This is a genomic window from Flagellimonas olearia, from assembly GCF_009184425.1.
In the GTDB taxonomy this organism is placed as follows: domain Bacteria; phylum Bacteroidota; class Bacteroidia; order Flavobacteriales; family Flavobacteriaceae; genus Flagellimonas; species Flagellimonas olearia.
The window spans coordinates 1696902-1721229 of record NZ_WELG01000002.1; the positions used below are offsets into that span (position 1 = coordinate 1696902).

29 protein-coding genes and 5 tRNA genes are annotated in these 24328 nt (G+C 43.7%); 23 read left to right on the plus strand and 11 right to left on the minus strand.

The window, feature by feature from the left end:
• The first annotated feature begins 15 nt into the window (after positions 1-15).
• Complete coding sequence (locus F8C76_RS17015; RefSeq protein ID WP_152132774.1) at positions 16-720, plus strand: uracil-DNA glycosylase family protein; 705 nt, start codon at positions 16-18, stop codon at positions 718-720.
• A 139-nt stretch (positions 721-859) separates the two neighbouring features.
• Positions 860-1048 carry a hypothetical protein gene (locus F8C76_RS17020; protein ID WP_152132775.1) on the plus strand — a complete coding sequence of 63 codons (189 nt, stop codon included), beginning with the start codon at positions 860-862 and terminating at the stop codon, positions 1046-1048.
• 75 nt (positions 1049-1123) lie between these two features.
• On the opposite strand, the gene F8C76_RS17025 is transcribed toward F8C76_RS17020, so the two are convergent.
• The 11 genes from F8C76_RS17025 to F8C76_RS17075 form a co-directional block, all read right to left on the minus strand.
• The gene (locus F8C76_RS17025) at positions 1124-2620 is read right to left on the minus strand and encodes a M20/M25/M40 family metallo-hydrolase (protein WP_152132776.1); all 1497 of its coding nucleotides are present in this window, start codon (positions 2618-2620) and stop codon (positions 1124-1126) included.
• 33 nt (positions 2621-2653) lie between these two features.
• The gene (gene trpA / locus F8C76_RS17030) at positions 2654-3415 is read right to left on the minus strand and encodes a tryptophan synthase subunit alpha (protein ID WP_152132777.1); all 762 of its coding nucleotides are present in this window, start codon (positions 3413-3415) and stop codon (positions 2654-2656) included.
• Between the two features lie 92 nt (positions 3416-3507).
• Complete coding sequence (gene trpB / locus F8C76_RS17035) at positions 3508-4689, minus strand: tryptophan synthase subunit beta (RefSeq protein WP_152132778.1); 1182 nt, start codon at positions 4687-4689, stop codon at positions 3508-3510.
• Positions 4686-5381, minus strand: a complete 696-nt coding sequence (locus F8C76_RS17040) for a phosphoribosylanthranilate isomerase (protein WP_152132779.1) — start codon at positions 5379-5381, stop codon at positions 4686-4688. Before F8C76_RS17040 ends, trpB begins: the two co-directional genes overlap by 4 nt.
• Before the next feature lie 107 nt (positions 5382-5488).
• Positions 5489-6274 carry an indole-3-glycerol phosphate synthase TrpC gene (gene trpC, locus F8C76_RS17045; protein WP_152132780.1) on the minus strand — a complete coding sequence of 262 codons (786 nt, stop codon included), beginning with the start codon at positions 6272-6274 and terminating at the stop codon, positions 5489-5491.
• Between the two features lie 88 nt (positions 6275-6362).
• Entirely contained in the window at positions 6363-7358 is a 996-nt protein-coding gene (trpD, locus tag F8C76_RS17050) for an anthranilate phosphoribosyltransferase (protein ID WP_152132781.1), read from the minus strand.
• Between the two features lie 109 nt (positions 7359-7467).
• Positions 7468-8034, minus strand: coding sequence for an anthranilate synthase component II (locus tag F8C76_RS17055; RefSeq protein ID WP_129656109.1), 567 nt, complete (start codon positions 8032-8034; stop codon positions 7468-7470).
• A 2-nt stretch (positions 8035-8036) separates the two neighbouring features.
• Positions 8037-9431 (minus strand): anthranilate synthase component I family protein, encoded by a 1395-nt coding sequence (locus tag F8C76_RS17060; RefSeq protein ID WP_152132782.1) that lies wholly within the window; start codon positions 9429-9431, stop codon positions 8037-8039.
• A 243-nt stretch (positions 9432-9674) separates the two neighbouring features.
• Positions 9675-10247, minus strand: coding sequence for a YceI family protein (locus F8C76_RS17065; protein ID WP_129656111.1), 573 nt, complete (start codon positions 10245-10247; stop codon positions 9675-9677).
• A gap of 35 nt (positions 10248-10282) precedes the next feature.
• The gene (locus tag F8C76_RS17070; protein WP_152132783.1) at positions 10283-10915 is read right to left on the minus strand and encodes an NAD(P)H-dependent oxidoreductase; all 633 of its coding nucleotides are present in this window, start codon (positions 10913-10915) and stop codon (positions 10283-10285) included.
• Positions 10916-10921: 6 nt separating this feature from the next.
• Positions 10922-11368: a MarR family winged helix-turn-helix transcriptional regulator gene (locus F8C76_RS17075; protein ID WP_152132784.1), complete on the minus strand. Its 447-nt coding sequence runs from the start codon at positions 11366-11368 to the stop codon at positions 10922-10924.
• A 133-nt stretch (positions 11369-11501) separates the two neighbouring features.
• Here F8C76_RS17075 and F8C76_RS17080 point away from each other — a divergent pair, with 133 nt between their 5' ends.
• The 21 genes from F8C76_RS17080 to rplK all read left to right on the plus strand — a co-directional run bounded on the left by F8C76_RS17080 (position 11502) and on the right by rplK (position 24312).
• Positions 11502-12059 (plus strand): TlpA disulfide reductase family protein, encoded by a 558-nt coding sequence (locus F8C76_RS17080; RefSeq protein ID WP_152132785.1) that lies wholly within the window; start codon positions 11502-11504, stop codon positions 12057-12059.
• A 122-nt stretch (positions 12060-12181) separates the two neighbouring features.
• Positions 12182-12490, plus strand: coding sequence for a rhodanese-like domain-containing protein (locus F8C76_RS17085; RefSeq protein WP_129656115.1), 309 nt, complete (start codon positions 12182-12184; stop codon positions 12488-12490).
• A 6-nt stretch (positions 12491-12496) separates the two neighbouring features.
• Positions 12497-13006, plus strand: a complete 510-nt coding sequence (locus F8C76_RS17090) for a DinB family protein (protein WP_152132786.1) — start codon at positions 12497-12499, stop codon at positions 13004-13006.
• A gap of 21 nt (positions 13007-13027) precedes the next feature.
• Complete coding sequence (locus F8C76_RS17095) at positions 13028-14308, plus strand: DUF2851 family protein (protein WP_152132787.1); 1281 nt, start codon at positions 13028-13030, stop codon at positions 14306-14308.
• Between the two features lie 8 nt (positions 14309-14316).
• On the plus strand, positions 14317-14544 hold the full coding sequence (locus tag F8C76_RS17100) for a PspC domain-containing protein (protein ID WP_116217522.1): 228 nt from the start codon (positions 14317-14319) through the stop codon (positions 14542-14544).
• Positions 14545-14547: 3 nt separating this feature from the next.
• Positions 14548-15555, plus strand: a complete 1008-nt coding sequence (locus F8C76_RS17105) for a potassium channel family protein (RefSeq protein WP_129656118.1) — start codon at positions 14548-14550, stop codon at positions 15553-15555.
• Positions 15556-15640: 85 nt separating this feature from the next.
• Positions 15641-17317 carry an alanine/glycine:cation symporter family protein gene (locus F8C76_RS17110; RefSeq protein WP_152132788.1) on the plus strand — a complete coding sequence of 559 codons (1677 nt, stop codon included), beginning with the start codon at positions 15641-15643 and terminating at the stop codon, positions 17315-17317.
• Between the two features lie 11 nt (positions 17318-17328).
• Positions 17329-18186: a helix-hairpin-helix domain-containing protein gene (locus tag F8C76_RS17115; protein ID WP_152132789.1), complete on the plus strand. Its 858-nt coding sequence runs from the start codon at positions 17329-17331 to the stop codon at positions 18184-18186.
• A gap of 34 nt (positions 18187-18220) precedes the next feature.
• The gene (locus F8C76_RS17120) at positions 18221-19360 is read left to right on the plus strand and encodes an acyl-CoA dehydrogenase family protein (RefSeq protein WP_152132924.1); all 1140 of its coding nucleotides are present in this window, start codon (positions 18221-18223) and stop codon (positions 19358-19360) included.
• A 70-nt stretch (positions 19361-19430) separates the two neighbouring features.
• Positions 19431-19625 carry a 30S ribosomal protein S21 gene (rpsU, locus tag F8C76_RS17125; protein WP_119642038.1) on the plus strand — a complete coding sequence of 65 codons (195 nt, stop codon included), beginning with the start codon at positions 19431-19433 and terminating at the stop codon, positions 19623-19625.
• A gap of 98 nt (positions 19626-19723) precedes the next feature.
• Positions 19724-20614 carry a tyrosine-type recombinase/integrase gene (locus F8C76_RS17130; RefSeq protein WP_152132790.1) on the plus strand — a complete coding sequence of 297 codons (891 nt, stop codon included), beginning with the start codon at positions 19724-19726 and terminating at the stop codon, positions 20612-20614.
• Between the two features lie 54 nt (positions 20615-20668).
• Positions 20669-20971, plus strand: coding sequence for a ribosome hibernation-promoting factor, HPF/YfiA family (gene hpf, locus F8C76_RS17135; RefSeq protein WP_129656122.1), 303 nt, complete (start codon positions 20669-20671; stop codon positions 20969-20971).
• 102 nt (positions 20972-21073) lie between these two features.
• A tRNA-Thr gene (locus F8C76_RS17140) sits at positions 21074-21147 on the plus strand.
• 23 nt (positions 21148-21170) lie between these two features.
• Positions 21171-21253: transfer RNA gene (locus tag F8C76_RS17145), tRNA-Tyr, on the plus strand.
• 79 nt (positions 21254-21332) lie between these two features.
• Positions 21333-21405: transfer RNA gene (locus tag F8C76_RS17150), tRNA-Gly, on the plus strand.
• 98 nt (positions 21406-21503) lie between these two features.
• Positions 21504-21575, plus strand: a tRNA-Thr gene (locus F8C76_RS17155).
• Between the two features lie 47 nt (positions 21576-21622).
• The gene (gene tuf, locus F8C76_RS17160) at positions 21623-22810 is read left to right on the plus strand and encodes an elongation factor Tu (protein WP_129656123.1); all 1188 of its coding nucleotides are present in this window, start codon (positions 21623-21625) and stop codon (positions 22808-22810) included.
• A gap of 68 nt (positions 22811-22878) precedes the next feature.
• A tRNA-Trp gene (locus tag F8C76_RS17165) sits at positions 22879-22951 on the plus strand.
• Between the two features lie 21 nt (positions 22952-22972).
• Entirely contained in the window at positions 22973-23161 is a 189-nt protein-coding gene (secE, locus tag F8C76_RS17170) for a preprotein translocase subunit SecE (RefSeq protein ID WP_116217529.1), read from the plus strand.
• A 6-nt stretch (positions 23162-23167) separates the two neighbouring features.
• Complete coding sequence (nusG, locus tag F8C76_RS17175) at positions 23168-23719, plus strand: transcription termination/antitermination protein NusG (RefSeq protein WP_116217530.1); 552 nt, start codon at positions 23168-23170, stop codon at positions 23717-23719.
• A gap of 155 nt (positions 23720-23874) precedes the next feature.
• The gene (gene rplK, locus F8C76_RS17180) at positions 23875-24312 is read left to right on the plus strand and encodes a 50S ribosomal protein L11 (RefSeq protein ID WP_116217531.1); all 438 of its coding nucleotides are present in this window, start codon (positions 23875-23877) and stop codon (positions 24310-24312) included.
• The last annotated feature ends 16 nt before the right edge of the window (positions 24313-24328 follow it).

The following is a 24328-nucleotide window of genomic DNA, read 5'->3' on the forward strand; positions in this document are numbered from 1 at the left end:
TCAAAATATGGAATATTGAGTTCAAAGCCATTTCTGCATACACACCCATATGAGCCTTTCCTATTTCCGGAGGCCACCAAATTGATTGTGGGCACCTTACCACCGCCTCGATTTAGCACGGGTGAGTTAAAACCAGAGGATGTGGATTTCTGTTATGGCAGTTGCAATGGAATGTTGTGGCCCATTTTGGACCGTATTTTCAATTTGGGACTCAAGTATGAAACCACCGCAGAGGCTGTTGAACAGCGTAAAACCTTTTTGTTGGAACAGAGAATAGGGGTCTGTGATATTGTCCATAGTGCGGAACGGGAAAAAATAGATGCCTCGGATTTGGGGATGCAGAATGTGGTACTTCGCGATTTGTTAGGGTACTTGAAGGAATATCCTAATATTGATACTCTTTTGTTCACTGGTGGAAATAGCAAGAATGGCCCCGAATACTTTTTCAGGAGGCTATTGAAAGAACACAATTTGAAATTGAAAGTAATATCCAATGAGGTGCCAAGAATCCATGAATTGGAATTGGCTCTCACTCCAAGTTCATTGTCAGTTCGAGCGCAGTCGAGAACTATTAAGACGGTTTCCCTCACCGCACCTTCTGGGGCAGCCAATAGAGCTGTGGGCAGCTTACCTCTGTACCAACAACTCAAAAGCAAAAACCCGGAATTCAATACCGTTGATTTCAGGGTAATGCAGTACAGAAGTTTTTTTGAGCGCTAAATTCTCTTTTGAGCTTAAAATAAAGAGGAAAAATATCGGTTATTCCTTACAGGTCAATTGAAAAGGACCATTGGTCAATTGGGGAAGCATTTAATGAGTGTGTTTGCCTAATTTGATATGAATCAAAATATATAAAACCATGAAATTACCTACTAAGATTTTCGGACTTGTTTTTCTGATGACCTTATTTATGTCTTGTTCTACCCATAAATCGTATACCAAGAGCAGTACCGCACCCGGTCAAGTAAAAAAGCATACAGGTGCCAAAAGCGCCAAGGCATATGCTCCAGGTCAGCAAAAGAAAAAGAACAAGAAAGACCATTTTTAGAGAACGTGTACTCATCAAAAAAAAAGCCCCGAAAACCTACTTTTCAGGAATTCGGGGCTTTTTTTGGAGTTTACCTTAGTGTATTGTAGTGGTAAGTATCCCATAAAATGTTTTTATTCCATATGCCAGTTGCCCAATTTTTAAGTTCTCATTGGGACTGTGCTGGTTGTTGTCCGGGTTTACCATGGGAACAATGAAAGCGGGAATCTTCAATTCATTGATGAACGGGGCAATGGGTACAGTTCCTCCTGTGGTCCGGATTTGAATGACATCCTTTCCAAAAGTGTCCTTCAATGTATTTACTAAAAACTGGCCATAGGCGTTGTCCAAATCCGTTCGGAAGGCGTCTGTGACACTTTCTTCGGTTACCGTGACCACTTTTTCATGGGCCATTCGCTCTGCCTTGGTCGGTACATGGTCCAAAACCTGATAACCTTGTTGGGCAATATGGTCCTTCACCAATTTTTTAAGACGGTTGCCGTCACTTTCCACCACCAATCGAAGGTCAAGCTCCGCTGTGGCACTTTCCGGTACAATGGTACGGGCCTTTTCCCCGATCCAACCCGACCCCATCCCGCGGATGTTCAAAGAAGGATATTGTAGGGCTTCTTGGTAAAAGTTACCTACTTGTTCGGCAGATTTAAACTGTAGCTTATCCGAAATTTCCGCATCACTATCCGGTACACTCTTTAATATGGCCATGGTGGACTCATCTATGGAGATGCCATCATAATATCCGGGAATGGTTACTTTGCCATGGGCGTCTTTCATACTGGCGAGCAACTGGGCCAATTGAAACCCGGGATTTGGTGCATAATTTCCATAATGACCACTATGTTGCGGTTTTATTGGGCCATAAGTTGTTAGTGTAAGTGTGGTTATGCCACGACACCCGTAGACCACCGTAGGGTCTCCCGATGGGTGTACAGGGCCATCTGCAATGACCAAAAAATCGGCCTCCAAGAGTTCACGGTATTGCTTTACTGCCTTGGGCAATGGTTGACTGCTTTTTTCTTCCTCACCGTCCAAAATGACCTTAACGTTAAAAGGAATCTCAGTACCTTGTTTTTTAATCAGGTCGATAGTGTTCAACAACATCACAATCGGCGATTTGTCATCCGATGTGGAACGCCCAAAAAGTCGCCAATCATAGTTGATGTCATCATCCAATTCATCAAAAGAAACCGTTTTGAACCCATCCCCGTCGGGTGCCTTCAGCACGACTTCGTACGGATTGGGTTGGTTCCATTTGGAAGGGTCCACGGACTGCCCATCAAAATGCATATAGATGAGCATGGTGGGTTTGTTGTCCTCAACAGGCAAAGCCGCAAAGAACAAGGGCATGTTTTCCGTTTCCAGTACGGCGGTGTTGAAGCCACGCTCACTGAATTTTCGTTTGAGCCAAAGGACATTATCCTCAATATCATCGGCATTGAGGGCATCATTGGGAATGGAAATAAAGTCCCTTAGTTCCGTAATGGCTTGGGCCACTTGACTCTTTATGGCCACTTCATCTTGACCAAAGGTAGAAAGGGTACATATGGTGAAAAGGAAAAAAACAGCTTTTTTCATAGGAATTCTCGGGTTGTTTTTTGAACTCGAAAATTAACGAATTTGATTCACAAAATCACTTATATGATCCACTCCATTTTGGGTCAAATGTTTGATGAAGGCCGAACCAATGATTGCTCCTTTGGTGTTTTTGGTGGCCTGATCAAAGGTTTCCGCATTGCTGATGCCGAAGCCCACAATTTGGGGATTGTTCAGTTCCATGGCCCCAATACGGTCAAAATAGTGGGTCTGTTCGGTTCCAAAACCCGATTTGGCCCCAGTGGTACTGGCAGAACTGACCATATAAATAAATCCGTCCGAAGCCTTGTCAATGGCCCTGATCCTTTTTTCACTGGTCTGTGGGGTAATCAAAAACACATTGATCAATCCATATTTTTTAAAGATAGGTTCGTATTCCTCTTGGTAGACATCCAGTGGTAGGTCAGGTAAAATAAGCCCATCAATACCTATGTTCTGGCATTTTTGGCAAAAGTCCTCCACACCGTATTGAAAAACCGGATTGAAATAGCCCATGATGATCAAGGGGATGGAAACGGTTTCCCTGATATCCCTGAGTTGCTCAAAGAGCAATTCGGTATGCATGCCATTTTTAAGGGCAATGGTGGAACTTTCCTGAATGGTAGGTCCATCCGCCAAGGGATCGCTAAAGGGCAATCCAATTTCAATAAGGTCCACCCCGTTTTTCTCCAGATCTTGGATGATTTTTACGGTATCGTTCAACTGGGGATATCCCGCGGTAAAATAGATGGAAAGGATTTTTTTGTCCTCTTGCAGTTTTTGTTTGATTCTGTTCATGTTAAACTTTGTTTTTGTCATTCCGCACTTGATGCGGAATCCATTTTCAATCTAGCATTGGATTCCTGCTTTCGCAGAAATGACATCTATCCTTATAGGTTGAAATAATCAATGTAATTCTGGAGGTCCTTATCGCCTCGTCCAGATAGGTTTACCACCACAACATCATCTTCTTTGAACTTCCTGTCCTCAAAAATGGCGAGTGCGTGGGACGATTCAATTGCGGGAATGATGCCTTCCAATTCACAAAGTCCCAATCCTGCCTTCATGGCCTCATCATCTGTAATGGAAATAAATTCACCCCTTCCCGAAACATATAAATGGGCATGAAGAGGCCCAACACCCGGATAGTCCAGTCCAGCGGAAATGGAATACGGTTCGGTGATTTGTCCATCCGGTGTTTGCATCAGCAAGGTCTTACTGCCATGGATGATGCCCACTTTGCCAAGTGCTGAGGTAGCGGCACTCTCTCCCGAATGGATACCTTTCCCGGCGGCCTCAACGGCAATGATGCCCACCTCGGGTTCATCCAAGTAATGATAGAAAGCTCCCGCAGCATTACTTCCGCCACCTACACAGGCTACTACATAATCGGGATTTTTACGGCCTTCCTTTTCCAAAAGCTGGGATTTGATCTCTTCGGAAATTACCGATTGAAACCGGGCCACCATGTCTGGGTAGGGGTGGGGTCCCACCACCGAACCGATGATGTAATGGGTATCCACCGGATTGTTGATCCAATCCCGGATGGCCTCGTTGGTAGCATCCTTAAGGGTCCTGCTGCCTGATAGAGCGGGACGTACCTCGGCCCCCAGCATTTTCATACGGGCCACATTGGGCGCTTGTCGGGCAATATCGATTTCACCCATATATACCACACACTTGATTCCCATAAGGGCACAGACGGTGGCCGTTGCCACTCCATGCTGACCTGCACCGGTCTCGGCAATGATTCGGTTTTTGCCCAATTTTTTGGCCATCAAAATCTGACCAATGGTATTGTTTACCTTGTGTGCCCCTGTATGGCAAAGGTCTTCCCGTTTCAGGTAGATTTTGGTGTTGTATTTTTCGGAAAGGCGTTTGGCAAAATAGAGTGGGGTAGGCCGGCCCACATAATCCTTCAACAATTGATGGAATTCTTCCTGGAAGGAAGGTTCCGCCATGATTCGGAGATAGTTTTGCCGGAGTTCCTCGCAATTGGGGTAGAGCATTTCCGGGATGTAGGCACCCCCAAACTCACCGTAATAGCCCCTTTCATCAGCGTGATACGTCATTCGTTATTGGTTTTAAGTTGTAAATGGTCGTTGAGCGCTTCTTGGAACGCTTTCAATGACGGTATGTTTTTTAGTCCGGGTTGGGTCTCAAATCTACTGTTGACATCGATGGCGTAACAGTATGTTGAGGCCGGACTGTTCATGAATTCTTTCAATTTTTCAACGGATTCCAAACCAATGCCCCCACTTAAAAAGAAGGGTTGGGTAGATGGATAGTTTTCCAAGATAGACCAGTCAAAGGTGTAGCCGTTCCCACCGGGCAGTTTGCCCTTGGTGTCGAACAGGAAATAATCGCATACCCCTTCGTAATCTTTCAAAATGGAGAAATCAAAATTGTCCTTGATGGAAAAAACCTTGATGATTTCTATCCCGTCACCCCGAACTTGTTTCGGGGTCTCATCCTTATGTGATGCTGAAACCAGTTCAGCATGACGTAAAGCATCACAATAAGCAACACTTTCCTTGCCATGAAGTTGCACGGCATCCAATGAGTATTGTGTGATTTTTTCCAAAACTTCATCCACAGGTGCATCCACAAACACCCCCACTTTTTTGATGGATTTAGGCAAGTTTGGCAGTTCACCTTCAAAGGCGCGCGAGGAAGGTTCCCAAAAAATGAAGCCCAGATAATCGGGTTGCAATTGGGCTACCTCAAGAGGGTTTTGGTTCATGCCGCATACCTTTAGTTTCATAGTTTACTTTTTTTGTCATTCCGATATGAGCGAAGTGATTGAGGAATCTCAAATCAGATTTCTCACTTTGATTTGGACTGCGCTCAATCTGACAGTTCGAAATGACCTTATCTATTTAATTCATTTATAAATCCCTTTGCACTCTTTCCGGGATCATCCGTTTTCATAAAATTCTCCCCGATCAAAAAACCTTGGTAGCCATAGGTTCGCAGGTCCTTTATGGCTTCCACCGAACTTATGCCACTCTCCGAAACCTTTACAAAATCATCCGGGATTTGTTTCGAAAGGGATTTGCTGGTCTCCAAGCTTACTTCAAAGGTCTTTAGGTTCCGATTGTTTACTCCAAGCATATCCAAGCTGGGCATGATGGATTTTTGCAGTTCTTCTTCATTGTGTACTTCCAAGAGTATATCCAAGCCCAAACTTTTTGCCATTTCCGAAAAGGTTTTGATCTCTTCCCGGTCCAAAATGGCCGCAATCAATAAAATTACATCAGCACCATAGGCTTTGGCCTCCAAAATCTGGTATTCGTCAATAATGAACTCTTTGCGAAGTAGGGGCATGTTCACAGAAGCACGGGCCAAGATCAAATCGTCCAAGGAGCCTCCAAAATATTTGCCATCGGTCAAGACCGACATGCCGCATACACCTGCCGTTTCATACCCCATGGCCACATCCTGTACATTTAAACCTTGGTTGATGACCGATTTGGATGGGGAACGTCGTTTGTGTTCCGCAATGATGCCCGTGCTGCTGTTTCGCAAGGCAGCGGCCAAGGAGACGGGATTACGCTCCATCAGTACGGATTGTTCCAATTGTGAAGGGGTGATCAACGATTTTTTCAAATCGACCTCCTTGCGTTTATCGGCTACTATTTTGTCCAGTATATTCATTTCTTGTGTCATTCCGCACTTGATGCGGAATCTATTATTTTTTTATGGTTGGATTCCTGCTTCCGCAGGAATGGCAAGATTGAAAACTTTAATCTCTACTCAATTCCTGCAATTTTTTCAAAGCTTCCAATCCCTTACCACCCAACAGAGCTTCCTTGGCTTTTTCAAAGCCAGCTTTTGGGGTGATGCTTTCCACTGTGGCGATGGCCACTCCGGCATTGGCGCAGACTACATTATTCTGTGCTTCGGTGCCCTTACCATTCAATACATTCAAAAATATCTGTGCCGATGCCGCGATGTCCTCACCTCCGGTGATTTCTGATTGTGAAATTTTTTGCACTCCAAAGTCATTTGGACTGAGCATGGCCTCTGTATTGTTGGAAATGGTTTTGGTGTCTCCCGTCAAGGAAATCTCATCATACCCGTCCAAGGCATGGAGTACCGTGAATTTTTTATCGGTGTTCTGATAAAGGTAACCGTACATCCGTGCCAGTTCCAAATTGAACACACCCACCATTTGATTTTTTGGAAAAGCGGGATTCACCATGGGCCCCAACATATTGAAAAAGGTCTTTACGGCCAGTTCCCTTCGGATGGGGGCCACATTTTTCATCGCAGGGTGGAACAAGGGGGCATGTAGCACACAAATGCCAGCCTCTTCAATGGATTTCTTCAGGAAATCGGCCTCATTACTGAATTTGATGCCCAGGAATTCCATCACATTACTGCTCCCACATTTTGAGGAAACCCCATAGTTACCATGTTTGGTCACTTTTACTCCTGCTCCGGCTGTTACAAACGAAGCCAGTGTGGAGATGTTGAAGGTGTCCTTGCCATCACCACCCGTACCGCAAAGGTCGATGGGATCGTAATCGGATAGATCCACGGCGAGGCAAAGTTCCAAGAGGGCATCCCGGAAACCTTCCAGCTCTTCAATGGTGATGCTTCGCATCATATATACGGTAAGGAATGCCGCAATTTGAGAGGTGTTGTAATCGCCTTTGGCAATGTTCACCAAAATCTGTTTGGCCTCTTCCTTAGGCAGTATCTCGTGATTGATAAGTTTATTTAATGTCTCTTTCATCTTCTTTGCTTGTTATTCCTGCGAAGGCAGGAATCTGTTTTTTGAATTCATTTGGATTCCCACTTTCCTTCGACTGCGCTCAGGATGACAGTGGGAATGACATGAAATTCTAACTATTGAGCCAATTTTTTAGCATTTGTTTTCCTTCTGGGGTGAGTACGGACTCTGGGTGAAACTGAACGGCGGTCACATCGTATTTTTTATGGCGAAGCGACATGATCTGTCCGTTTTCATCCACCGATGTGGCTTCCAGTTCCTCCGGTAGATTGGAGTCCACCACCCAAGAATGGTATCTTCCCACTTGGAGTTCTTTGGGCAATCCTTTATAAATTGGGTCGTCTTGGGTCACCGTAATGGTGGTGGCCACTCCGTGGTACACCTGATCGAGGTTGATCAAGCTCCCTCCAAACACCTCACCTATGGCCTGTTGCCCCAGACACACCCCAAATATTCGTTTGGTGGGGGCGTAGGTCTTTATAATTTCCTTGAGCAGCCCGGCTTCATCTGGAATCCCGGGTCCAGGAGACAATACTATAAGGTCAAAGGGTTCCACTTCATCCAAAGTAAGCTGGTCGTTTCGTTTTACAGTAACCTCACAATCCAAATCTTCCAGATAATGCACCAAGTTATAGGTGAAGCTATCGTAGTTGTCTATCATTAAAATCTTTCTTCCCATGATCAGATGGTTTCTGCAATTTCAAGGGCTTTGTTCAATGCGCCCAATTTGTTATAGGTCTCTTGTAATTCGTCGTCAGGGTTGGAAGCAGCTACCAATCCTGCCCCAGCTTGGTAGTGCAGTTCATGGTTTTTGCTCAAAAAGGTGCGGATCATAATGGCATGGTTAAAATTGCCCTTGAAATCCATAAAGCCAATGGCTCCACCATAATAGGCCCGACTTGTTTTTTCATACTTTTCAATGAGTTGCATGGCCATATGCTTGGGTGCACCGCTCAAGGTTCCCGCAGGGAAGGTATCGGCCACCACTTTCATGGTGGTGATGTCCTGTTTTTTTTCCGCAGTGACCTTGGATACCAAATGGATCACATGCGAGAAATACTGTACCTCCCGATAGGTGTCCACATTTACGGTATTTCCATTGCGGCTAAGGTCGTTCCGGGCCAAGTCCACCAGCATCACGTGTTCACTGTTCTCCTTATCGTCCTGGGCCAATTGTTTGGCCAGTTCGGCATCTTTTTCATCGTTTCCGGTACGTTTGTAGGTGCCGGCAATGGGGTGGATTTCAGCTTTGCCATCCTTTACGATCAATTGTGCTTCGGGCGAGCTGCCAAATATCTTAAAATTGCCATAATCAAAATAGAAGAGGTAAGGGGAGGGGTTAATGGAGCGCAGTGCCCGGTATACATTGAATTCATCCCCTTTGAATTTTTGGGTGAACCTTCGGGACAATACCAATTGAAACACATCGCCCCGCTGACAATGCTTTTTGGCCAGTTCCACATGGGCTTTGTATTCCTCGTCCTTTAGGTTGGATTTGGGTTCGCCTTCCTTGGTGAAATTGTAGGAGGCGAAGTTCCGAACATTGAAAAGTTGTTCAATCTCATCCACATTGCTTTGGGTATTGTAGCAATGGGCAAAAAGATAGGCTTCGTTCTTAAAATGGTTTATCGCAATGATATTCTGATATACGGCGTAGTAAATATCCGGAATGCTGACAGAATCCTCCTTTTTCGAGATCTCCACATCCTCAAAATAGCGGACCGCATCATAGGCCATATAGCCAAAAAGACCATTGTATATAAACTTGAACCCATTTTGGGTCACCGAAAACTGCTGCCCGAAGTTGTGTATCACCTCAGTGACATCGGTTTCTGATGTGATAGGGGTCACTTCTTTTGAACCATCGGGAAACCGTTGGGTTATGGTTTCGTTTTCCACTTTAATGTAGGCAATGGGATTGCAGCAGATATACGAAAAACTGTTGTCGTTGGCATGGTAATCGCTACTTTCCAAAAGGATACTGTTGGGGAACTTGTCCCGAATCTTCAGGTAGACACTCACCGGGGTAATGGTGTCTGCCAGGATTTTTTTGTAATGGGTTTGAAGTTTATACATCTTAAACTGTTATAAATTAAAAAAGGCCTGTCGTGATGACAAGCCTCTTGTATGATTATAATGGGGACTTAGCTCACGACTTTCGAAGTAAGTTGATCCACCACCAAGTATTTGCGATTCTGTTATTCATTGCTTCAAATATAGAAAGGAAATTTTAACCAGCAAACAAAGATTTGTTTTAAAATTGGAAATCCCGTCCAAGATAATCTCAAACGGGATTTCCACACACTAAACAGGAGCTGATTACATCTGTAGATCAACTACCAAATCAAATTCGTCATAGATCAATTTGTCTTTGGCGGTGCCAATGATTCCCGATCCGTATTTTACATCGTATTTGGTCCTGTCAATTTTTAAAGTGGCAGTGGCCTTATCTCCGTAAATGGATACATCAAAGGTTACGGGCTTGGTAATGCCCTTAATGGTTAGATCACCGGTAACTTCATAGCTATTTTTTCCCGAGGATTTTACTTTGGTGAACACCAATTTTGATGTAGGGTTGCTGTCAGTGGCAAAGAAATCTGCAGAGCTCAAGTGCCCGTCCAGTTTGTTTTTGTAATCGCCTTCCAGGTCAGTTGTGTTGATGGAGGTCATGTCTACCACAAACTCACCACCAACCAATTTTTCGCCGTTGAATTCCAAGGCACCGGATTGCAATTTTACGGTCCCGGTATGGGAACCGGCAACTTTATAGGCTTTCCAGGTTACACTGCTTTCTTCGGCCTTAACGGTTTTGGTTTCCTTTTCAATGGGGTTTGCCATTGTGGAAGCACCGATGAATGTGGTCAATACCAAGCTTAAAACTGTCTTTTTCATGATTGTGTTTAAATTTTTGTTTTTAACTGTTACGATTATATATGGGTGAATAATTCCTCTTTTGATTTTCTGACCTTTGGCAGGTTTTGGGTTTGATCTTCTTCCGATCGGTAGCCAACGGCCAATACCACAGCTGCGTTGAGGTCTTTTTCGGTAAGCCCCAAGATTTTGTTGTATTCCTCTGCTTGGAAACCTTCCATGGGGCAAGTGTCTATTTTTAGTTCCGCTGCAGCCTGTAGAGCATTGCCCAAGGCAATGTATACCTGTTTTCCGGCCCAGCTGGCCTTCACATCCGTGGGTAGACCCACTAAGTTGGATTTCATCATCTCGGCATAACCATTTAGACCATCCAAGGGAATGTTCCTTGTATCGCTTAGGTTGGTGATGAAATCATCGACCAGTTCCTCGCCAAAATCCGTTGCATGTGCAAAAACGATAAGGTGTGATGCATCCGTGATCTGGGATTGGTTCCAAGAAACAGGTTTCAGTCTCTCCCGAACCTCAGGGTCGGAAATCACGAATACATGATAGGGTTGCAGTCCGTAGGAGGAAGCGCTCAAACGGGTGGCTTCCAATAGACTATTGAGGTCTTGATGCGATATTTTTTTGGTGGCATCAAATTTTTTGGTGGCGTAACGCCAGGTCCTATGTTCTAAAATGTTGCTCATCTGTATTTAAAATTTATCCAAAAGGAGGTTTAATTGTTCCAGTTCTTGTTTGGTAAAATGTTGAACGATATCATGCTCGGCTTCGGCCACTACTTTATCCATTTTGGAAAGTACTTCCGAACCACTTTTGGTGATCAGGATTTCAACCTTACGCCGATTGGATGGGCATACGCTGCGATCTACGTAGCCTTTGGCCAGTAACTTATCTACCAAACGGGTGGTATTGCTCATCTTGGTCACCATGCGCTCATTTAAGGTGGATAGGTTGGCGGGCTGCCCTTTCTGTCCCCTTAAAATCCGTAGGACGTTAAATTGTTGGAGCGAAACCTCAAAAGGTTTCAGGGCATTTCCCACCTGTTCATAGATTTTGTTGTGAATCAAGGTGATATGAATCAAGGTCCGTGTCTCCAGCGGCATCTTCTGCGAAGTCTTTATGATTTCCTCAACATTCATGTATAAACAATATTTGTATATACAAATGTATGTTGAATTTTTGTTTCTACCTTTGGTATGACCGATAAATTTTTGTTAAAACAAAATGAGGGACAGTGTCAACATGTAATTTTATAGGCTTAAAATGCAGGTAATGAGTAGCTTAAAGTTTTTAGGGGTGATGCTTTCGGGATTGATGATAGGATGTGGACATAAGACCGGAAATAACACGGAAGATAATGCTTTGGAAGCCCAAAAGCAGGAGCAAACAAAAGTAGTGCAGGAAGAACCCGTAAAATTTCCCGTTTACAACTTCAAGGATTTTGAGCCTCTTTTGCATCAAAGTGATGATAAAACCTATGTGGTGAATTTTTGGGCCACGTGGTGCAAACCCTGTATTGCCGAGATGCCTTATTTTGAGCGCATACATGCTGAGCAAAAGGATAACAATGTAGAAGTGTTGCTCGTGAGCTTGGATATGCCCGGGATGTGGAAATCCCGATTGGAACCTTTTGTGGAAGAAAAGGGAATGAAATCTAAAGTGGTCATTTTGGATGATCCCAAGCAAAATGAATGGATTCCCAAAGTCTCGGAAGATTGGGGTGGGGGAATACCCGCTACCTTAATATATAATAAGGACAAACGAACCTTTTACGAAAAGGGTTTCACCTACAAGGAATTGAATGAAGCTTTGGCCACATTTTTAAATTAAGTATCATAAAAGCTGATCAACTTTCAGAAGTGTAGGAAGAAGTCAGTCAAAAAAATATACGCATCTAATCCAGGGTAACGCTCTGGATTTTTATTTTTGCAGTATCTAAACCTATAGTAAAGATGGATTTATCACAAGAAGAGTGGACAGAGCAATTGGAGAATGATGACAACGCCGTTATTTTGGATGTCAGAACCCCTGAAGAAATTGAGGAAGGGTATATTCCAGATGCCCTTAAAATAGATATTTATTTGGGCCAGGAATTTATTGATGAACTGGAAAAATTGGACAAGTCCAAAAACTACTACGTGTACTGCAGATCGGGCAACCGAAGCGGGCAGGCGTGTGCCATCATGAACAGCATTGGCTTTGGGAACACCTATAACCTTGAGGGAGGTTTTATGAACTGGGAAGGCGAGATCGCCGAGTAGAACCCTATGCAGCTACAGGAGGTCATAGAGGAACTGGAGAGAAACCGCAAGGTTTTTAGGGAAACTATGGCCCATTTGCCCCAGCCACTTATCCATTGGAAACAAAAAACCGCGGATTGGTCCTTGTTGGAAATCATCTGCCATTTGGTGGATGAGGAAAAAGAAGATTTTAGGGCTCGCGTGGATCATACCCTACAGCACCCAGATGATCCCCTCGCCTCAATTGACCCCGTAGGATGGGTAACCAAGCGGGATTATGGTGGGCAGGACTTCCAGAATAAAGTGGAACAATTTGACAAGGAGCGGCAAATATCCATCGCATGGTTAAAGACCGCTACCGACCTCAATTGGGAGAATTCCCTGTACCATCCTGAGTTGGGGACCATGTCTGCCCGTTCCTTTTTATATAATTGGTTGGCGCACGATTACCATCATATTCGTCAAATCAATCGTATCAAGTATCAATTTTTAAAGCAAAATTCAGGGGATTCCTTGACGTATGCTGGAAATTGGTAGGCATTTTCCTATATTGCTCCCATGAAGGAAGACTTGCTCCATTTTATATGGGGGCAAAAAAAGCTTCATGGAAGACAACTTACCTCAACTGCCAACGAAGCCATACACATTAAGGCCCCTGGAGTCCCAAATCAGTATGCAGGTCCGGATTTTTTCAATGCCAGCGTGGAAATCGGTTCGCAAGCCTGGGTGGGCAATGTGGAAATCCATCTGAAATCATCGGATTGGTATGCCCATCATCATGAGATTGATCCCAACTACGATAATGTTATCCTACATGTGGTTTGGGAAGATGATATTTCGGTATTTCGAAAGGATGGTTCACAGATATGCACCTTGGAACTCAAGAAGTATGTATCCGAAGCACTTTTAAGCGGGTATCAAAACCTAATGGAAAATGCAAGACCCAAATTCATCAATTGTGAAAAGGATTTGGGGGGAATCGATGCCTTTTTGGTGCAGAATTGGCTTCACCGGCTTTACATTGAACGGTTGGAGCAGAAATCCAATTTCATTTTTAAACTCTTGGAAGAATCCAACAATGATTGGGAAGGCGCATTGTTTACCCTATTGGCCAAAAACTTTGGCACCAAAGTCAACGGGGAGTATTTTTTTCAACAGGCCCAAAAATTGGATTTCTCCATGGTTAGGAAGACCAGTGATGAGGTGGAACAATTGGAAAGTTTGCTATTGGGGCACTTTGGACTTTTGGAAGGAATTGATTGTATGGACCAATACTATATTCGACTTAAAAGGGAATATCAGTATCTGGCCAGAAAATTTGAGTTGTCCCCGGTATTGTCCCGACCGGAATTCTATGGCCTTCGACCGCCTAATTTTCCAACGATACGGGTGTCGCAATTGGCTCATTTGTACGCAAAACAATCCAATGTGTTTGCCCATCTCATGGAATTGGAACAACTGGAAGACTTTTACCAAGCCTTTGATATAGGGGTCGGATCCTATTGGAAAAACCATTTCACCTTTGGAAAACTATCCAAGGAAAGTCCCAAGAAGCTCACCAAAAGTTTTATTGATCTGCTTATCCTCAATACCGTTGTTCCTTTAAAGTTTTGTTATGCAAAGCATCTTGGAAAAGATATCAATGAAGATCTTATTGCCCTGGTCCTGCAGATGCCTACAGAAAAGAATGCCATCATGGATGGGTTTGGCAACTTGGGGTACCCAGCCAAAAATGCATTGGAAAGTCAGGCCAAAATTCAGCTTTACACCCGGTACTGTTCCAAAAATAAATGCCTTCAATGCGCTTTGGGCGTACATTTATTGAATAGAAATACATAATTTTAGCCATGGCTTTATTTTACGACACGCTATACTATTTCCAAAAAAGAGGTTTTGAGGTCTGCAGACGTATTGCCGAACGTTTGGGCATACGTGCCCGGGTGGTGCGTACCACTTTTATCTACCTAACCTTTGTTACCTTGGGATTCGGATTTGCCCTCTACCTGTTCATAGCATTTTGGCTAAAGATCAAGGATTTGGTCTACACCAAGAGAACCTCAGTTTTTGATCTGTAACCTATGATACGACTTCTGCGTTCCAAAATAGTATTGGCCCTGTCCTTAATGGTGCTGGTGCTGTTGTTTGGAATGATTGGGTATAGGTTTTTGTCGGATTATACCTGGGTAGAGGCGCTGTACATGACCATAATCACGGTCACTACGGTAGGTTTCTCCGAAGTAAGGCCCTTGGATGCCGAGGCAAAGATTTTTACCGTATTTTTAATTGTGACCAGTGTCTTCATTTTTGCTTTTGCCATATCGGTGGTCACGGAATATATTTTGGGAAAAAGCTCTTTGGAGCTGTTAAAAAAGAAGAAAGTGAAAAAACAAATAGACAGTCTTTCCAATCATGTGGTGGTCTGCGGTTTTGGTAGAAATGGCATGCAGGCTGCCGAAAAGTTGATGGCCTATAGTAAGCCCTTTGTGGTTATAGAACGGGACAAGGAGATCATAGACAAGTATGAAGACGAGATTTTATTTGTGGAAGGGGATGCCAATGAAGATGAGACCTTATTGCAAGCAGGTATAGAAAAGGCGCAATATTTGATCACCGCCGTACCGGATGATGCGGCCAATTTGTTCATTGTGTTGTCGGCCCGCCAATTAAATCGATCCCTGTTCATTATAAGCAGGGCTTCGCAAGTGACCTCCTTGAAAAAATTGCAGTTTGCAGGGGCGGATAAGGTAATAATGCCCGATAAGATAGGAGGGGACCATATGGCATCGCTGGTGGTCATGCCCGATTTGATCACCTTTATGGATAAGCTTTCCGTGGAAGGGGAACATACCACCAATCTGGAAGAGGTGGAAATAGAGGAGTTTACCAACCAAATGGACTGTAATTCCATCCGGGATTTGGACCTGAGGCGAAAAACAGGTTGCACCATTATAGGGTATATAGATCCCCAAGGAGAGTACATCATCAACCCTGAAGCCGATCTGGTGCTTCAGCCCAAAAGCAAGGTAATTGTGTTGGGTAGGCCGGAGCAAATACGAAAACTCAACCAAATGTTTCAGATAGGATAGTTAAAAGATCATTAAATTTTTCTGCGTAAAAATTTTTTAGGATATTGCCCACTTTACATCAAATCAAATAATCAAAAACTCATTTATGAAGTATAAACTTCTTAGTATTTGCTCAATTTTTCTACCATTTATGGCCATGGCCCAAGAAGCAGGGGAAATGGGAATAGACGAAAAAATTGATAAAGTTTTTGGAGACCTCACAGGTTGGTTCGTTAACTTCATTTTTTACCAAATACCTTTTTCTGAAAATATTAAGATCTATTGGGTCTTGTTCCCTTTGATCCTGGGAGCCGGTTTCTTTACCTTTTATTTCAGGTTCATCAACTTCACGGGAGTCTGGACTGCCATTAAAGTGGTGATGGGCAAGTATGAGGATATAGAAAAGTACGGTGCCAAGGAATTGTATGGTGAAGAAGGAATCGCTGCCGGGGTTGACATGAACAAGGTGGAAAGCTTGGACAAGCACTTGGCAGACAATAAGGATGAAATTGTAGTGGATGGGGATATTATAGATACCATTAGGGATGAGAGTTCCAATGGGGAAGTATCCCATTTCCAAGCACTGACGGCGGCCTTGTCCGCAACCGTGGGACTAGGGAACATTGCCGGTGTTGCGGTAGCGGTATCCATAGGTGGGGCCGGAGCAACATTTTGGATGATCGTTGCTGGAGTTTTGGGGATGGCCTCAAAATTTGTGGAATGTACACTTGGGGTAAAGTATAGGGATGTTGGGCCGGATGGTACCATTTTCGGTGGTCCCATGTACTACCTGAACAAAGGTTTGAAGAACAAGACCCTCGGAAAAATATTGGCAGGTGCCTTTGCGGTGATGTGTATCGGAGGCTCTTTTGGTGGAGGAAACATGTTCCAGGTAAATCAAGCCGTTCAACTTTTTGAAAATATGACGGGAGGAACAGAATCCTTCCTATATGGTTACCGTTGGGCCTTTGGTGTTATAATGGCCATTTTGGTGGGTATTGTAATTATAGGAGGTATAAAATCGATCGCAAAGGTTACCGATAAGATCGTACCTTTTATGGTGATCATCTACGTGGGTGCTTCCTTATTTGTATTGGTGGCCAAGTTTGACATGATCGGTTGGGCCTTCAATGAGATTATCCAAGGCGCTTTTGCCCCCGAAGGAATTGTGGGTGGAGCCGTAGGGGTCATGATCCAAGGTTTCCGTAGGGCGGCATTCTCCAATGAGGCCGGTGTAGGTTCGGCATCCATTGCGCATTCCGCGGTGAGGACCAAATATCCAGCTTCCGAGGGGTTGGTGGCCTTGTTAGAGCCTTTTATTGATACCGTATTGGTATGTACCATGACCGCTTTGGTCTTGATCATTACTGGAAACGTAGACCCAGGCAATGCAGGTTTGAATGATGCCGATGCCATCTTGTTGACTTCAGGTGCATTTGAGTCTGTGATAAGCTGGTTCCCATATCTGTTGACCGTTGCGGTTATCTTGTTTGCCTTTAGTACCCAAATTTCTTGGTCTTACTATGGATATCAAGCATGGGCCTATCTTTTTGGCCGTACCAAACGAACAGAGTATACCTATAAAATTATCTTTTGTTTGTTCGTAATTGTTGGTGCGTCCGCAAGTTTAGGGTCTGTTATCGGTTTCTCCGATGCGATGATCTTTGGAATGATGGTGCCCAATATGGTAGGGATTGTTATCCTAGCGCCTAAAGTCAAGGCAGAACTCAAGAAATATATGGATGCCATTAGATTAAAGGCAAAGGCCATAACGGAAGACTAATCCAATTTGGAATGATAAAAGGATCCCACTTCAGGTTCAACAAGCAAGAACGAAGTGGGATCTTTTTTTTATTGCTGATCATCTTCATTTTTCAAGGGATATATTTTTACGTAAAAGCGAAACCTTTTGACGGAAATCCACAAGTAAAGGTCGATGCGATAATGCAGGCCCATTTGGATAGTTTAAAGGGACTGGCCCAGATGGATGCCGGAAAAATTTTCCCATTCAATCCCAATTACATTACAGATCATAAAGGGTATGCCTTGGGGATGTCACTGGAGGAGTTGGATCGGCTTTTTGACTACAGGGATGAAAATAAATATATAAACTCGGCCGAAGAGTTCCAAAAGGTAACCCAGGTTTCAGATTCCCTTCTGAACCAAATAGCACCCTACTTTAAGTTTCCGGCTTGGGCCAAGACAGTGTCTGTCATCCAAAAGAAATCGAATCAGAACAGCAGTGAAATCTATAAGGTTGGGGATTTGAATCAGGCCACCGCCGAAGAATTGATGCGCGTCAATGGGGTAGGTCCTACCTTGTCCAAAAGAATCGTAAAGTTCAGAGATCGTTTGGGGGGCTTCGTGGTGAACGAGCAACTGTATGATGTTTATGGTCTGGAACCGGAGGTGGTCCAAAGAACATTGAAGCTTTTTCAAGTACTTCAACCACCTACCATCAAAAAAATCAATATCAACCAAGCTACAGCGGAAGAACTATCGCAATTGGTATATATCAATCAAGATATGGCCCTTGAAATTGTACTGCATCGAAAAAGGAACGGACCGTTTTCTTCCTTGGACGAGTTAGTTGGCGTTGGGGAGTTTCCAACCGATAGGATTGAGAGAATTAAGCTATATTTGACCCTATAAAATTGCACGAATGGTTACGGATACCCTATATACAATGAACTTTGATTATTCAGAGACCCAAAAGATGGTCGCCCAGTCTGCCCGGGAATTTGCCCAGCAGCATATACTTCCCCATGTTATGGAATGGGATGAGGCCCAAACTTTCCCTGTTGAGGTTTTTAAGAAAGCTGGTGAAATGGGATTTATGGGCATATTGGTGCCCGAGGAGCTTGGAGGTTCTGGATTGGGGTATCATGAGTACATTGCCATTTTGGAAGAGATTTCCAAAGTGGATCCCGCAATAGGTTTATCCGTAGCGGCCCATAACTCCCTTTGTACCAATCATATTTTGAGTTTTGGGAGTGAAGAACAAAAACAACGTTGGATTCCCAAGTTGGCCACCGCCGAATGGTTGGGTGCCTGGGGACTTACAGAGCACAATACCGGCTCCGATGCGGGGGGGATGAACACTACCGCTGTGCGGGATGGGGATTCTTGGGTCTTAAACGGAGCGAAAAACTTTATCACCCATGGAAAAAGCGGGGATATCGCTGTGGTCATTGTCCGGACGGGTGAGAAAGGTGATAGTCATGGTATGACTGCTTTTGTGGTCGAAAAAGGAACACCTGGATTTACCAGTGGAAAAAAGGAAGATAAATTGGGCATGCGGGCCAGTGAGACCGCCGAATTGATTTTTTCGGACTGTAGGATTCCGGATGACAATCGCTTGGGAGAAGTGGGAGAAGGATTTATCCAATCCATGAAAGTATTGGATGGAGGCCGAATCTCCATTGGCGCCCTGTCTTTGGGTGTGGCCAAGGGAGCTTATGAGGCAGCCTTGAAATATTCCAAGGAACGGATACAGTTTGGAAAACCCATTAGCGAGTTCCAGGGCATATCGTTCAAGTTGGCCGATATGGCCACGGAGATTGAGGCTTCAGAACTATTGCTGCACAAAGCCGCTTTCTTGAAAAATGAAGGTCGTCCTATGACCAAACTTGGGGCCATGTGTAAAATGTATGCATCGGAAGTGTGTGTAAAAGTCGCCAACGAAGCGGTCCAAATCCATGGGGGGTATGGATATACCAAAGATTTCCCTGTTGAGAAATTTTATCGGGATTCCAAGCTTTGTACCATTGGGGAAGGTACCACTGAAATCCAAAAAGTGGTGATTTCCAGAAATATTCTCAAGTAATTTGTTTGGTAAATAGGATTTAGGTGTATATTTGCACTCCAAAATTCTAAAAGAAAGGAGGTTGTAGCCCATGTTAATTATACCAGTAAAAGAAGGAGAAAACATCGATAGAGCTTTAAAGCGTTTCAAGCGTAAGTTTGATAAGACCGGGACCATGCGTCAGTTGAGAAGCAGACAGCAGTTCACAAAACCTTCCGTACAGCGTAGAGCTGAGATCCAGAAAGCACAGTACATTCAAGGCTTGAGGGACCAAGAGGAAGTATAGGCTCTTGAATAGAACATATACAGCATCCCGTTTCATTTTTGAAACGGGATTTTTTGTTTTTATATGGGTCGGGAAATGGATTTGGCTACCTTTGGGATATGTCCGTTTCCGCATTCATATCCTACCTTCGGTTGGAAAAAAACTATTCTGAACATACGGTAAAGGCCTATGAGCGGGATATTGTATTATTCTCCAAGTTTTGCAAGGAAAACTATCAAATGGAATCCGTTGCTTCCATGGATTATCCCATCATCCGAAATTGGATCGTGTCCCTTTCCAATACAGGGCTGTCCAACCGAACCATCAACAGAAAAATATCTTCACTGCGGGCCTACTACAAATTCTTGCTGAAAGTAGGGGAAATAGAAAGTAGCCCATTGGCAAAGCATAGGGCGCTCAAAACGGAAAAGAAGGTGGAAGTTCCCTTTTCGGAGCCCGAAATGGAAAGAATCCTGTCCGAAATACCTTTTGAGGACAGTTTTGAGGGTTCTCGGGACAAACTCATCATAGAGTTGTTGTACACCACGGGAATGCGAAGAGCGGAGCTGGTGCATCTTAAATTGTCCGATATTGACCATTTCAAAGGAACCTTGAGGGTTTTGGGAAAGAGGAACAAAGAGCGTATTCTTCCTCTTTTGCCTGCAACTGAGGTGATGGTTCGCGAGTATATAGAGCATCGTTCCAGATTGGATAAGGTCGTGGACGAAGCATTTGTTTTTTTGACCAAGGGTGGCCTTAAAATTTATGAAACACTTGTTTATCGTATCATAAATAAGTATTTTAGTTTAGTGTCCCCCAAGGTAAAAAAGAGCCCACATATTTTGAGGCATACCTTCGCAACACACTTGCTGAACAGGGGGGCAGACTTGAATTCGGTCAAGGAATTGTTGGGTCATTCAAGTTTGGCATCCACTCAAGTGTATACGCACAACAGCATTGCCGAACTTAAGAAGGTTCACCAGAAGGCCCACCCTAGAAACAAGAAATAGAATTCTTGTATTGTTTAACTTCACTGTCGCTTGACAGTATTAAAACTACATCTTATGAAAGTAAACGCACAATCGGTAAATTTTGTAGCGGATGGTAAGCTTTTGGACTTTATCCAAAAACGGATGGACAAATTGGAATTGTTCTATGACAAGGTCATTGATTCGGATGTTTTCTTAAAAGTTGAAAACACTAGTGCCAAAGAGAATAAGATAGTGGAAATCATGGTATCTGTCCCTGGGGATAAGATGATGGTTAAAAAGCAATGTAAGTCCTTTGAGGAGGCGGTCGATTCGGCCTGTGGTTCCTTGGAAAGACAGCTGGTAAGACGAAAGGAAAAATTAAGGGCGAAAGTTTGATCAAAATTTTTTCAATTTTATTTTGAATAAAAAAATAAATCTCTACATTTGCAGTCCGTTAGAAATAGCGGACTTTTTTATGTTCAAAAAAGCGGTAAAAATGCCGATATAGCTCAGCTGGCTAGAGCAGCTGATTTGTAATCAGCAGGTCGTGGGTTCGAGTCCCTCTATCGGCTCGTAAGATACTGAAAAATAAGGCGGGGGGATACTCAAGCGGCCAACGAGGACAGACTGTAAATCTGTTGGTTTTCACCTTCGCAGGTTCGAATCCTGCTCCCCCCACAATGTTGTTTGCGAACAACAGGACGTGGAAAGTTTTTTGAAATGTTGATATTGTTTGGGTGTAAGTCCCAAAAAAAATGCGGGAGTAGCTCAGTTGGTAGAGCGTCAGCCTTCCAAGCTGAATGTCGCCGGTTCGAACCCGGTCTCCCGCTCTAAACCGATTTTGGAACAATAGGTTTCAAAATGGTGTAGGTTGAAGTTTAACATGCTGGACTTGCAACTTTAAACGCTAAACCTGAAAACGCAATAGGCCGGTGTAGCTCAGGGGTAGAGCGTTTCCTTGGTAAGGAAGAGGTCAGGGGTTCAAATCCCCTCATTGGCTCAAAACGATTTGTACACTAATATAAACTAAGATTAAAATCATTTAAAATGGCAAAGGAAACTTTTGATCGTTCCAAACCCCACTTAAATATTGGTACCATTGGTCACGTGGATCACGGTAAAACTACCTTGACTGCTGCCATCACTACCGTATTGGCTAACGCGGGATTGTCAGAGCTTAGAAGCTTTGATTCTATTGATAACGCTCCCGAGGAAAAAGAGAGAGGTATTACTATCAACACTTCTCACGTAGAATATCAAACTGAAAACCGTCACTACGCGCACGTTGACTGTCCTGGTCACGCGGATTACGTAAAGAACATGGTTACCGGTGCTGCCCAGATGGACGGTGCTATTTTGGTTGTTGCCGCTACTGATGGTCCTATGCCACAGACTCGTGAGCACATCCTTTTGGGTCGTCAGGTAGGTATTCCTCGTATCGTTGTTTTCTTGAACAAAGTTGACATGGTTGATGATGAGGAGCTTTTGGAGCTTGTTGAGATGGAAGTAAGAGAATTGCTTTCTTTCTACGAGTATGATGGTGACAATGGTCCCGTTATCGCTGGTTCTGCACTTGGTGCATTGAACGGTGAGCAAAAATGGGTTGACACTGTTATGGAGTTGATGAAGGCTGTTGATGAGTGGATCGAGCTTCCTGAAAGAGATGTTGACAAGCCTTTCTTGATGCCTATCGAAGATGTATTTACCATTACTGGTCGTGGTACCGTTGCAACTGGTCGTATCGAAACAGGTGTGGCCAACACTGGTGATGCTGTTGATATCATTGGTATGGGTGCTGAGAAATTGTCTTCCACTATCACTGGTGTTGAGATGTTCCGTAAGATTTTGGATAGAGGTGAAGCTGGTGATAACGTAGGTCTTCTTTTGAGAGGTATCGAGAAATCCGATATCAAAAGAGGTATGGTAATCTGTAAGCCAGGTTCTGTTAAGCCACACGCTAAATTCAAAGCTGAGGTTTATATCCTTAAAAAAGAAGAAGGTGGTCGTCACACTCCATTCCACAACAACTACCGTCCTCAGTTCTACGTTCGTACAACTGACGTGACAGGTAACATCAACCTTCCTGATGGAGTTGAAATGGTAATGCCTGGTGATAACTTGACAATCACTGTTGATTTGATTCAGCCAATCGCCTTGAACGTAGGTCTACGTTTCGCTATCCGTGAAGGTGGTAGAACAGTAGGTGCTGGTCAGGTTACTGAAATTTTAGATTAAACATTTCATAATAAAATTGCACTAAAGGGTGTCCCGGGTTCCTGGGATACCTTTCAGTGTAATTATAAACGGGTGTAGCTCAGTTGGTAGAGCACTGGTCTCCAAAACCAGGTGTCGGGAGTTCGAGTCTCTCCTCCCGTGCAAGAAAATACACGTAATACTATGTTGACTTACATTAAGGAATCCTTTGAGGAATTAAAAAATAATGTTACCTGGTTGGACAGGGACAAAGCTTCCAATTTAATGGTTGTAGTAGCTGTTTTTTCAATCCTGTTTGCTTTGGCGACATGGGGTGTGGATTCGCTTTTCAGTAAGTTGGTTGGATTGTATTTTGAACAAATAATAGGTTAGGTCGGTATGTCTGAGGTTCTGGAGAAAAAATGGTACGTAGTACGAGCTGTCAGTGGTCAAGAGAATAAAATCAAAGGCTACATTGAAAGTGAGGTAGAGCGCGCCGGTTTCGGAGATTATCTCGAGGAGGTCCTTGTGCCTACCGAGAAGGTCGTACAGATCAGAAACGGAAAGAAGATCAACAAAGAAAGGGTTTACTTTCCTGGATATATCATGATCAAAGCCAATCTAGGAGGGGAAATGGTTCATATTATCCGTTCCATTACCAATGTGATTGGTTTCTTGGGTGAAGTTAAGGGAGGTGATCCCGTGCCTTTGCGCAAGTCTGAGGTAAACCGTATGCTAGGAAAAGTGGATGAGCTTGCTGTCAATACAGACAATGTGGCCATTCCATTTGTGTTGGGTGAAACGGTTAAGGTAATTGACGGACCTTTCAATGGATTCAATGGAACCGTTGAAAAAGTCAATGAAGAAAAGCGTAAGCTTGAGGTTATGGTGAAAATTTTCGGAAGAAAGACACCTTTGGAGCTCAGCTATATGCAAGTTGAAAAGGTTTAGAATCAAGACGGGGAGAAGCAAGATAAAAGACGATGATTGTCTTGGCTCTTGAGTCCAAAAGTCTTGAGTCCAAAAGAAAAGAATTAAATAGAGCTGTTACATATATAAAGCTGTGTTGCTTCCAATTGACACAACTTTAAATTTAATTAGAAACAATGGCAAAAGAAGTAGATAAGGTAGTTAAATTACAAGTTAGGGGAGGTGCTGCGAATCCGTCGCCACCGGTTGGACCCGCCTTAGGTGCTGCTGGTGTTAACATCATGGAGTTCTGTAAGCAGTTTAATGCGCGTACACAGGACAAGCAAGGTAAAGTTTTACCGGTTGTTATCACCGTTTACAAAGACAAATCTTTCGAGTTTGTTGTAAAGACACCACCTGCGGCAGTTCAATTGATGGAAGCAGCTAAGATTAAAAAAGGATCGGGAGAACCTAACAGGGTAAAGAATGGTTCCGTGACTTGGGATCAAGTTAGGACCATTGCGGAAGACAAAATGGCGGATTTGAACGCATTCACCATCGAGTCTGCAATGAGTATGGTTGCAGGTACGGCAAGATCTATGGGTCTTAAAGTAGCCGGAGCCAAACCTTTTTAAAATCTTAAAGCAGTAT